The 10615-nt window shown below is 69.7% G+C and carries 12 protein-coding genes; 8 read left to right on the plus strand and 4 right to left on the minus strand.

Going from position 1 to position 10615, the window contains the following annotated elements; genetic code table 11:
- The 5 genes from VJS38_RS09605 to dxs all read left to right on the plus strand — a co-directional run.
- A partial coding sequence (locus VJS38_RS09605; RefSeq protein ID WP_324087931.1) for a histone deacetylase family protein occupies positions 1–741 on the plus strand: 741 nt, incomplete at its 5' end.
- 58 nt (positions 742–799) lie between these two features.
- Entirely contained in the window at positions 800–1411 is a 612-nt protein-coding gene (locus VJS38_RS09610; RefSeq protein ID WP_324087932.1) for a histidine phosphatase family protein, read from the plus strand.
- Positions 1412–1509: 98 nt separating this feature from the next.
- Complete coding sequence (locus VJS38_RS09615; protein WP_324087933.1) at positions 1510–1752, plus strand: exodeoxyribonuclease VII small subunit; 243 nt, start codon at positions 1510–1512, stop codon at positions 1750–1752.
- On the plus strand, positions 1752–2633 hold the full coding sequence (locus VJS38_RS09620; protein ID WP_324087934.1) for a farnesyl diphosphate synthase: 882 nt from the start codon (positions 1752–1754) through the stop codon (positions 2631–2633). Before VJS38_RS09615 ends, VJS38_RS09620 begins: the two co-directional genes overlap by 1 nt.
- A gap of 33 nt (positions 2634–2666) precedes the next feature.
- On the plus strand, positions 2667–4583 hold the full coding sequence (gene dxs, locus VJS38_RS09625) for a 1-deoxy-D-xylulose-5-phosphate synthase (protein ID WP_324087935.1): 1917 nt from the start codon (positions 2667–2669) through the stop codon (positions 4581–4583).
- A gap of 21 nt (positions 4584–4604) precedes the next feature.
- Here the strand turns inward: dxs and flgH are convergent, their stop codons facing one another.
- From flgH to flgF, 4 genes are read right to left on the minus strand one after another with little or no spacing between them, the layout of a single operon-like run.
- Positions 4605–5345 carry a flagellar basal body L-ring protein FlgH gene (gene flgH / locus VJS38_RS09630; RefSeq protein ID WP_324087936.1) on the minus strand — a complete coding sequence of 247 codons (741 nt, stop codon included), beginning with the start codon at positions 5343–5345 and terminating at the stop codon, positions 4605–4607.
- Positions 5346–5357: 12 nt separating this feature from the next.
- Positions 5358–6110, minus strand: coding sequence for a flagellar basal body P-ring formation chaperone FlgA (gene flgA, locus VJS38_RS09635; RefSeq protein ID WP_324087937.1), 753 nt, complete (start codon positions 6108–6110; stop codon positions 5358–5360).
- Positions 6110–6898 (minus strand): flagellar basal-body rod protein FlgG, encoded by a 789-nt coding sequence (gene flgG / locus VJS38_RS09640; protein WP_324087938.1) that lies wholly within the window; start codon positions 6896–6898, stop codon positions 6110–6112. The genes flgA and flgG overlap by 1 nt, the downstream gene beginning before the upstream one ends.
- 12 nt (positions 6899–6910) lie before the next feature.
- Positions 6911–7648 (minus strand): flagellar basal-body rod protein FlgF, encoded by a 738-nt coding sequence (gene flgF, locus VJS38_RS09645; RefSeq protein WP_324087939.1) that lies wholly within the window; start codon positions 7646–7648, stop codon positions 6911–6913.
- Between the two features lie 946 nt (positions 7649–8594).
- On the opposite strand from flgF, the gene VJS38_RS09650 reads away from it, so the two are divergent.
- From VJS38_RS09650 to VJS38_RS09660, 3 genes are all read left to right on the plus strand, one after another.
- Positions 8595–9185, plus strand: coding sequence for a flagellar basal body-associated FliL family protein (locus VJS38_RS09650; protein ID WP_324087940.1), 591 nt, complete (start codon positions 8595–8597; stop codon positions 9183–9185).
- A 28-nt stretch (positions 9186–9213) separates the two neighbouring features.
- Complete coding sequence (fliM, locus tag VJS38_RS09655) at positions 9214–10272, plus strand: flagellar motor switch protein FliM (RefSeq protein WP_324087941.1); 1059 nt, start codon at positions 9214–9216, stop codon at positions 10270–10272.
- A partial coding sequence (locus VJS38_RS09660) for a DUF6468 domain-containing protein (protein ID WP_324087942.1) occupies positions 10269–10615 on the plus strand: 347 nt, incomplete at its 3' end. The genes fliM and VJS38_RS09660, both read left to right, overlap by 4 nt.

Genomic DNA, 10615 nt, shown 5'->3' on the forward strand with positions numbered 1-10615 from the left:
TATGTCGAGCGCATCCTGACGCTGTCGCCGGGACGCGACGTGGTCCAGCTCGACCCCGACACCTTCGTCTCCGCCGGCAGCCTGCTCGCCGCACGTCGCGCGGCCGGCGCGGTGATCGAGGCGATGCGCGCCACGGCCCGCGGCGAGATCGTGCGCTCGTTCTGCGCCGTGCGGCCGCCCGGCCACCATGCCGAGCCCGAGACGGCGATGGGCTTCTGCATCTTCTCCAACGTCGCTATCGCCGCGCGCGCGGCGACCGCCGCGGGCTTCCGCAAGGTCGCGGTGGTCGACTTCGACATCCACCACGGCAACGGGACCGAGGCGGTGTTCCGCGGCTGTCCCGAGCTGATGTTCGCCTCCATCCAACAGCACCCGATGTGGCCGGGCAGCGGGCAGCCGCTGCCGGCCGACCCGCCCAACATCGTCAACGCCGTGGTCGCGCCCGGCGCCTCGGCGGCTCAGTGGCGCAGGACGTTCGAGGGGCTGATGCCGAAGGTCGACGCTTTTGCGCCGGATCTGATCCTGGTCTCCGCCGGCTTCGACGCCCACCGCCGCGACCCGATCGGCGCCGCTGGCCAGAGCCTGGAGGCCGAGGACTTCGCCTGGGCGACGCGGGCCATCCTCGAGGTCGCCCGCGCCCGCGCCAAGGGCCGGGTTGTGTCCTCGCTCGAGGGCGGCTACGACCTTGAAGCTCTGGGTCAGTCGGCGCTCGCTCACGTGAGGGCCTTGGCAGAGGGGTAAGGGAACGCGGCGCGGACGCCTTTCGGCGTGCGGCCGTCCTGATGGAATGGCCAGCGCTTTGACCGCCGAGGTTCCCGCCGCGACGACCCGCTCCCGCACGGGCGCCATCATCCTGGCGCGCCATGGCGAGCCGGCCCTCTCGCGGAAGGTGCGGCTGAACGCCGAGCAGTACCGCGAGTTCTGGGCCAAGTACGAGGTGGTGGGCCTGTCGCCGGGCCAGAGTCCGCCGAACCTGCTGGCGGATTTCGCCGCCGGTTGCGGGACGCTCGTCGCCTCGACCCGGCCGCGCTCGATCGAGAGCGCCCAGAAGCTGGCCCAGGGCCGCGACTTCGCCTGCGAGGCGGTGCTCGTCGAGGCGCCGCTGCCGCCGCCGCGCTGGCCGTCCTGGGTCCGGCTCAAGCCCTCCACCTGGGGCTTCATCGCCCGCTTCTGGTGGTGGTACTTCAACCATCACGAAGGCCAGGAGACGCGGTGCGAGGCCGAGGGCCGCGCAGGCGAGGCCGCCGACATGCTCGAGCGTCTCGCCGCCGAGGGGGCGGACGTGGTGGTGCTGGCGCACGGCTTCTTCAACTACATGATCGGCCGGGTCCTGAAGCGCCGCGGCTGGAAGCTGGCGCACAGCGAGGGCTTCAAATACTGGTCGACGCGCCGTTTCGTGCGCACGCGTTGAGCGGCCTCGCCCGGACTGCGGGCGCTTGGCGGAATCGACTGGGCGATACTGGCGCAAAGCCGGTGGACCGTCGCAAAGTCGGGCTCTAGGTTTGGCGTATGTCCGACGCCCCTGAGATCCAGACCCTGACGTTCGAACAGGCCCTCGCCGAGCTCGAGCAGATCGTCGCGCGCCTCGAATCCGGCCAGGCGCCTCTGGAGGACTCGATCCGGCTCTACGAGCGTGGCGCGGCGCTGAAGGCGCATTGCGAGACGCGGCTCGAGGCCGCGCGCCTGCGCGTGGAGAAGATCGTCATGGGCGCCAACGGCCAGCCGGCGTCAGAGTCGGCCGAGTTCAACTGATGAGCCTGTTCGCCCAGCGCGCCTCCGAGGCGGCCGACCTGGTGACCGTGGCGCTGGACGAGCTGCTGCCGCGCGCCGACGGTCCGGAAGCGCGCCTCACCGAGGCGATGCGCTACGCCGCGCTCGGGCCGGGCAAGCGGCTGCGGCCGTTCTTCGCCCTGGAGACCGGGCGGATGTTCGACCTCGACGACCGGCCGGTGCTGCGCTCGGCCTGCGCGCTGGAATGCATCCACGCCTACAGCCTGATCCACGACGACCTGCCCAGCATGGACGACGACGACATGCGCCGCGGCCGGCCCACGGTGCACCGGGCCTATGACGAGGCCACGGCCGTCCTCGCCGGCGACGCCCTGCAGGCGGCCGCCTTCGAGATCCTGGCCCATCCCGACACCCACAAGGACGGCTCGGTCCGTTCCGAGATGATCCTCAAGTTGGCCCAGGCCAGCGGCGCGCGCGGCATGTGCGGCGGACAGATGATCGACCTGATCGGCGTGCGCGACGACCTCGGGGCTGTGGCCCGCATGCAACGGCTGAAGACCGGCGCGCTGATCGCGGCGGCCTTCGAGCTGCCGCTGATCATCGCCCGGCCGACCGACGCCGAGCGCCAGGCGCTGCTGGCCTTCGCCCAGGATCTGGGCCTCGCCTACCAGATCGTCGACGACCTGCTGGACGCCGAGGGAGACGACGCCACCCTGGGCAAGAAGGCGGGCAAGGACGCCGAGAAGGGCAAGACCAATTACGTCACCCTGCTGGGCGCCGACGCCGCCCGGACCCGGCTGGATCTTCTGGTCGAGCAGACCAAGGCCCATCTGGAGCCGTTCGGCGCCGCGGCCGAATTCCTGCGGGACAGCGTGGATTTCGTGCTAGAGCGCCGTAGTTAGTCTTCTTGCTCCGCACCACTTAAAGCTGCGTTCATGGCCCCGATCACACCCCTGCTCGACAAGGTCTCCTCGCCCGCGGACATGCGGGACTTTTCGCTCGGCGAGCTTCGGCAACTCGCCGACGAACTGCGCGCCGAGACGATCGACGCCGTCTCCCAGACCGGCGGCCACCTGGGCTCCGGCCTGGCGGTGGTCGAGCTGACGGTCGCCCTCCACCACGTCTACGACACGCCGCGGGACGTCCTGATCTGGGACGTCGGCCACCAGGCCTATCCGCACAAGATCCTCACCGGCCGGCGCGGCCGCATCCGCACGCTGCGCCAGGGCGGCGGGCTCTCGGGCTTCACCAAGCGGGCGGAGAGCGAGTACGACCCGTTCGGCGCCGCCCATGCGGCGACCTCGATCTCGGCGGCGCTGGGCTTTTGCGCCGCGCGCGACCGGGACGGCCGCGACAACCGGGTGGTGGCGGTGATCGGCGACGGGTCGATGAGCGCCGGCATGGCCTACGAGGCGATGAACAACGCCTGCGAGACCACCCGCCAGCTGACCGTCATCCTCAACGACAACGACATGTCGATCGCCCCGCCGGTGGGCGGGATGAGCGCCTACATGGCCAGGCTCGTTTCCGGCGAAGGCTACCAGTCGCTGCGCCGGGTCGGCAGCCGCGTGGCCAGCGCCCTGCCGCGGCCGCTGAAGGAAGCCGCCCGCAAGGCCGAGGAATACGCCCGCGGCATGGTCACCGGCGGCACCTTCTTCGAGGAGCTCGGCTTCTACTACGTGGGCCCGATCGACGGCCACGACATGGACGCCCTGGTCTCGGTGCTGCAGAACGCCCGCGACATCACCGACAAGCCGGTGCTGGTCCATGTGGTCACCCAGAAGGGCAAGGGCTACGCGCCGGCGGAAAACGCCGCCGACAAGTACCACGGGGTGGTCAAGTTCGACGTGGTGACCGGCCAGCAGGCCAAGGCCCAGGCCAAGGCGCCCAGCTACACCAAGGTCTTCGCCACCGAGCTGGTCAAGCAGGCCGAGCGCGATCCGAAGATCGTCGCCATCACCGCGGCCATGCCGTCCGGCACCGGCCTCGACCTCTTCGGCCAGCGCTTCCCGGACCGGTGCTTCGACGTCGGCATCGCCGAACAGCACGCGGTGACCTTCGCCGCGGGCCTGGCCGCCGACGGCATGAAGCCGTTCGCGGCCATCTATTCGACCTTCCTGCAGCGCGGCTACGACCAGGTGGTGCACGACGTGGCCATCCAGCGGCTGCCGGTGCGCTTCGCCATGGACCGCGCCGGCTTGGTGGGCGCCGATGGGCCGACCCACGCCGGCAGCTTCGACGTTGGCTTCATGGGCGCCCTGCCCGGCATGGTGCTGATGGGGCCGGCCGACGAGGCCGAGCTGGCGCGCGCGGTGGCGACCGCCGCGGCCATCGACGACCGTCCCAGCGCCTTCCGCTATCCGCGCGGCGACGGCGTCGGCGTCGAGATCCCCGACCTCGCCGAGCCGTTCGAGATCGGCCGCGGCCGGATCGTCCGTGAAGGGACGAGCGTGGCGATCCTCTCCTTCGGCACGCGGCTGCAGGAGGCGCTGCGGGCGGCCGACCAGCTGGCGGCGCGCGGCCTTTCCGCCACCGTCGCCGACGCGCGCTTCGCCAAGCCGCTGGACGTCGAGCTGATCCTGCGGCTCGCGCGCGAGCACGAGGCGCTGATCACGGTGGAGGAGGGCGCGATCGGCGGCTTCGGCGGCTTCGTGCTGCAGGCGCTGGCCGAGCACGGCGCGCTCGACCAGGGGCTGAAGATCCGCACGCTCATCCTGCCGGACGTCTTCCAGGACCAGGACAAGCCCGAGGCCATGTACGCCCAGGCCGGCCTCGACGCCGAGGGGATCGTGCGCGCGGCGCTGAGCGCCCTGGGCATGGACAACGTGAGCGCCAAGGGACGGCGGGCGTAATCCCTCCCCCAATGGGGAACCTCAGAACGGCGAGAACTTCTCGACCAGCGACTGGCCGGCCGGGGTCTTCTGGACGCGGCTGATGTCGCCGCGGCCGCCGTAGTTGATCCGCGCCTCGGCGATCTGGGTGTGGCGGATGGTGTTGGAGGAGGAGATGTCCTCCGGCCGCACAATGCCGGCGACGGTCAGCTGGCGCAACTCGGCGTTGGTCTGCACCTCCTGCGAGCCCTGGATCACCAGGTTGCCGTTCGGCAGCACCGCGGTGACCACGGCAGCGATCGTCAGGCTGATCTGCTCCTTGCGGTCGACCGAGCCGGCGCCGGTGTTGGTGGTCTTGGTGTTGGTGCTGATCGTGTTCGCCGGGTCGTAGGCGCCGGGCAGGATCCGGCCCAGGCTGGACTCCAGGCCGAACACATGGGGAATGCCGGCGGTGATGGCGGAATCGCGGCCGGCGACGGTGGTGTTGCTGGTCTTGGCCTTGTCGTCGATGTCGATCAGCACCGTCAGGATGTCGCCCACCCGCGCGGCCCGCTGGTCGGCGAAGAAGGCCCGCGCGCCGTTGCGCCACAGCGAGTTGGCGCTGGCGGGGCCGGGGATCGGCTCGCGCGGGGAGAGGATCGTCTGCTCCTGCGGCACCAGGGCGGCGGGATAGCCGACCGGGGCGAGCTTGGGCCCGTTGACCGCCTCGGAGACCGACGAGCAGGCGCCCAGCGGCGCCAGGACGGCGGCGGCGAGCAGGATCGAACGCAGGGGCGGGGACATGAGGCGGGTTCCTTAGCGGAGCGCGTAGCGGGCGGAGAGCGGGGCCTTCAGGGCCTCGGCGTCGGGGCCGACCACCGCCTGGCCGGGCCCGGTGACGGTGGCCTGGATGGTCTTCTTCGAGGCGGTGTTCTGGACATTCAGCGTCTCGCCGACGGCCGCGGCGTTCAGCGCCTTGCCGCTCAGCGAGAGCGTGATCCCGCCGGAGGAGAAGGTGACTGTCACCATCTCGCCGGGCTTGACCACCTGCGGCCGGCCGACGTCGCGGCCGGCGACCACCGCGCCGGCTCGCAAGGGCCGCTTGGCGGCCATGCCGATCACCTGGTCGGCGTCCGTGGCGGCGTCGGCGGGGGCGGCGGCGGCCTTGCCCCAGACCAGGTCCTGCGGTTGGACGATTTCGCCAGCCTGCAGGCTGCGGGCCCAAGTCAGCACGTCGATGTTTCCCCGCGGCGCCGAGGGGGCTGCGGCGCGTGTTCCGCCGGCTGCGTCGCCGTGCACCACGACGGTGCGCAGGCCCTCGGCGTTGGCCCAGTCGAGGCCGGCGCGGGCGGCGGCGATCTGCACGGCGCGGGCGTTCAGCACGACCGAGGCGCCGGTGCGGGAGGCGACCGGCACATTGGCCGCCGCGCCCGAGCCGTCGAACAGGTCGCCGAGCGTCACGACGGCGTCGGCGCTCGCCGTGTCGGCCTTCAGCGTGACGGCGGTCCCGGCCAGCGCCGGCGAGCCGGCGGCCAGCGCAACCGCGGCGAGGAGGGCGAGCGCTTTCATCAGGATTTGATCTGGTTGGCGACGCCCAGCATGTTGTCGGCTGTCGAGATGACCTTGGAGTTCATCTCGTAGGCCCGCTGGGCGACGATCAGGGCGGTGATCTCCGACACCGCGTCGACGTTCGAAGCCTCGACATAGCCCTGGTCGATCGTGCCCAGCCCCTGGACGCCCGGCACGCCGGTGGTGGGGGCGCCGGAGGCGGCGGTCTCCTTGAAGAGGTTGCTGCCCTGGGCCGACAGCCCGCCCTCGTTCATGAAGGTCGCCAGCTCCAGCTGGCCGACGACCGTCGGTGTCGCGGTCCCCGGCTGGGTCACCTGGACCTGGCCGCTCTTGGAGATGGAAACGTCGGTGGCGTCCTGCGGGATGGTCATGGTCGGCTGCACCAGGTAGCCGTCCTGGGTGACCAGCTGGCCCTGGTCGTTGACCGCGAAGTTGCCGGCCCGGGTGTAGGCGGTCTCGCCGGTGGGCATCAGCACCTGGAAGTAGCCGCGCCCGTCGACGGCGATGTCGAGCTTGTTGCCCGTCTGCGTCATCGTGCCCTGGGCGTTGATGCGGTAGACCGAGCCGGCCTTCACGCCCGCGCCCACCTGCACCCCGGTCGGCACGATGGTGCCCTGGTCGGAGGACTGGGCGCCGGCCTGCTCGAGGGTCTGGTAGAGCAGGTCCTGGAACTCGGCGCGCTGCTTCTTGAAGCCCACCGTGTTCATGTTGGCGATGTTGTTCGAGATCACCTCGACGTTGAGCTGCTGGGCCGCCATGCCCGTCGCAGCCGTGCGGAGCGCCTGCATCTGTCAGTCCTCCTACTGGGCCTTGCCCATGCGGGCGACGGCGCTCTTCGAGAGCTCGGAGTTGGAATCCATGATCTTGGCCATCTGCTCGTAGGCCCGGCTGATCTCGATCATCTTCGAGATCTCCAGGATCGAATTGACGTTGGAGCCCTCCAGCATGCCCTGGCGGATCTTCGCGCCCTCGACGGGGGTCGGCTGCTGGTTGGAGGTGTTGCGGTAGAGGTTGTCGCCGGTCTTCTGCAGCGTCGCCAGCGTCTGGAAGTTGACCGCGGCGAGCTTGCCGACCCGGGTCGACCCTTGCGTGATCGTCCCGTCCTGCGAGATCGAGACCTGGCCGAGCTGCGGGTCGAGGGTGATCGAGCCGCCGCCGTCGTCCATCACCGGATAGCCGCCCGCGGTGACCAGCACCCCGTTGTCGTTCAGCTGGAAGGCGCCGTCGCGGGTGTAGAGCGGGCCGCTCGGCGACTGCACCTGGAAGAAGCCCTTGCCCTCAATGGCGAGGTCGAGCGGGGCGTCGGTGCGCCTGAGCGAGCCCTGGCCGAAGTCGCGGATCACCCCGTCCTCGCCGACGAACTTCACCGGCCGCGGGCCCTGGAGGGTGTAGGCGGGCTCGGCCGGATTGGTCTTCTGCAGCAGCTCCTCGACCTTGAAGCCGGAGGTGTCGGCGTTGGCGATGTTGTTGGCGACGATGTCGAGCTGGCGGCGCAGCACCATCTGGCGCGACAGTCCGACGTAGAGGGCGTTATCCATGCCGCCCCTGCTGCAAGGGCCGGGCCAGGCCGAAAAGCCAAGGAATTCCAGACATTAAAATGGTTAACGCGAGGCGCCCGGCGAATTCTGCCGGGCAAGGTTTTTAGCTCCCCCGCGAAAGCGGGGGAGAGGACCCGCGGGCCGAGTGAAGCGAAGAGCGCGTGGGGGTGGGGGCGAGCAACGCCCAGGGCATCTCAGCCGCCGTAACGAAGCTGCGGCGCTCCACCGGCGGCTTGCCCTCTCCACCCCTCGCTCTCCGCTGCGCTCGGCGAGCGGTCCCCCTCTCCCGCTGCGCGGGAGAGGAGCGCAAGTCCGCCGCATCGCCGGTGAGACGCGGGCTTAAATCTCATGGCGGCCAGTCTGCCTGCCGGTCCAGGCCTCTCAAGGACGAGCCCGCAGGGCTCACCGCTCCGCGGTCGGGCGCAGCCCGATCCTTGACAGGCCTGGACCGGCAGGCTCGCATCTCGCCAGGAGATCGAAGCACCGGAAGCATCTGGCGATACGAACGAATGAAGATGGATACTGGACGAGCATACCGTTCGCAAGATTGTCGCCCTTGGCCTGGCGGCGCCCGCGGAACACCGTGCCGACTATCTCAAAGTCCAAATTCGGGCTCCGATCGCCCAATCACTCAGGCACGGGCGTTCTGGAAAGGCCGACGACGATCCCGTTGAACGCTGAGTGCGTCGGCGCCCATCCTCAGCTCACGCCGCTCGCCGGAGCGCAGCCCGCAGGTATGGTTAATTAGCGATTCGGATGTCTCGGGGCGCATCTCCTCTGCTTGTCGATGTAAAAGACAAGTATATTCAAATGATTGCGTGGGGAGTGATCCCCGCTGCGACATTCTCGCCACCCCCTCCATTCGTAAATTTCACGCCCTTAAAAACCGGTTCTTAACCAAAACGGCGCGAATGAGACGGGGACAAGGATTCTAAGGAACGCGCGCGTGGCCGAGGCCAAGGTCAAGGAAGCGCCCGCCGACGAGGCGGGGGCCGAAGGCGGCGAGGAAGGCGCGGCTAAGAAGAAGCCGCCGCTGAAGCTGGTCATCATCATCGCCGCGGCCGCCGTGCTGGTGCTGGGCGGCGGCGGGACCGCGGCCTTCCTGTTGCTGAAGCCGAAGGGCGACGCCGCCGCCGAGAAAGGCCACAAGGAGAAGAAGAAGCCGGCCAAGGACGAGAAGAAGGGCGGCAAGGACGACAAGGGCGCGGCCCAGGTGCGCGAGGGGCCCAACGGCGTCCTATTCTACACCCTGCCCGACATCGTCGTGAACATGCAGACCGCCGACGGTCGGCCCACCTTCCTGAAGCTGAAGCTGACCCTGGAGATGCCCGACCAGGACGCGGTCGACGCGCTGGAGCCGAACATGCCCAGGCTCCAGGACATGTTCCAGACCTTCCTGCGCGAGCTGCGGCCCGAGGACCTCTCCGGCAGCCAGGGCTCCTACCAGCTGCGCATGGAGATCCTGCGGCGCGTGAACCTGGTGATCGCGCCCTCCAAGGCCAACGCCGTCCTGATCGAGGAGATGCTGATCAACTAGCCCCTTGAGGCTGTTGAGCGCTTCACGCATGGCCGACGACAACGACAACAAGGACTGGGCCGCCGGCGGCGGCGGTGGGGCTCCGGCGGGCGACGGCCTGGCGGCCGAGCGCATCCTCAATCAGGACGAGATCGACAGCCTGCTCGGCTTCGACTTCTCCGACGACGAGGCCGAAGAGCGGACCGGCATCCGCGCGATCATCAACTCGGCGCTGGTCTCCTACGAGCGCCTGCCGATGCTGGAGATCGTCTTCGACCGCCTGGTGCGGTTGATGACCACCAGCCTGCGCAACTTCACCTCCGACAACGTCGAGGTTAGCCTCGACAACATCTCCTCGATCCGCTTCGGCGACTATCTGAACTCGATCCCGCTGCCGGCGATCCTGGCGGTGTTCCGCGCCGAGCAGCTGAACAACTTCGGCCTGATGACGGTCGATTCCAACCTGATCTACTCGATCGTCGACGTGCTCTTGGGCGGGCGGCGCGGCACGGCGGCGATGCGCATCGAGGGGCGGCCCTACACCACCATCGAGCGGATGCTGGTGCAGCGGATGGTCGAGGTGGTCCTGAACGACGCCGCCGAGGCCTTCGATCCGCTGACGCCGGTGAACTTCACCCTCGACCGGCTGGAGACCAACCCCCGATTCGCCGCGATCGTGCGGCCGGCCAACGCCGCCATCCTCGTCAAGCTGCGCATCGACATGGAAGACCGCGGCGGCAGAATCGAGCTCCTGTTGCCCTACGCCACGCTCGAGCCGATCCGGAAGATGCTGCTGCAGCAGTTCATGGGCGAGAAGTTCGGGCGCGACAACATCTGGGAAGGCCACCTTGCGACCGAGCTCTGGACCACGAACGTCGAGGTCCGCGCCGTGCTCGACGAGCAGCATCTCCCGCTGCGCGAGGTGCTGAACCTGAAGGTCGGCGACACCATGATGCTGAACGCCACGCCCGACAGCCTGATCGAGCTGAAGGCCGGCGCGATCCCGCTCACCCGCGGCCGCATGGGCCGGCGCAACGCCCACATCGCCGTGCGCGTCGAGGCGCCGCTCGCGCCCAACGCGCGCCAGGCCCTGCAGAGGTTCCCATGAGCTTCGTCGGGATCGCGCTGAACATCCTGCTGGCGGTGCTGCTGGGCGCGGCGCTGGTGATGGGCTATCGCCTGAACCGGCGGCTGAAGGCGCTGCGCGACAGCCACGAGGGCTTCGCCGTCGCCGTGCGCGAGCTGAACACCGCCGCCGCGCGCGCCGAGAAGGGCCTGGCCGACCTGCGCGCGGCCACCGACGAGGCCGTCGACATCCTGGGCGACCGCATCGAGAAGGCCCGCTTGCTGGCGGCCAAGCTGGAGAAGCTGAGCGAGGCGGCGCCCGCTGCGTCGGCCGCCCGGCGCGCCCCGGCGGCCGAGGAGGACGACCTCGCCCAGGAGCGCCGGCT

It is taken from the genome of Phenylobacterium sp., from assembly GCF_035276905.1.
Taxonomy (GTDB): domain Bacteria; phylum Pseudomonadota; class Alphaproteobacteria; order Caulobacterales; family Caulobacteraceae; genus Phenylobacterium.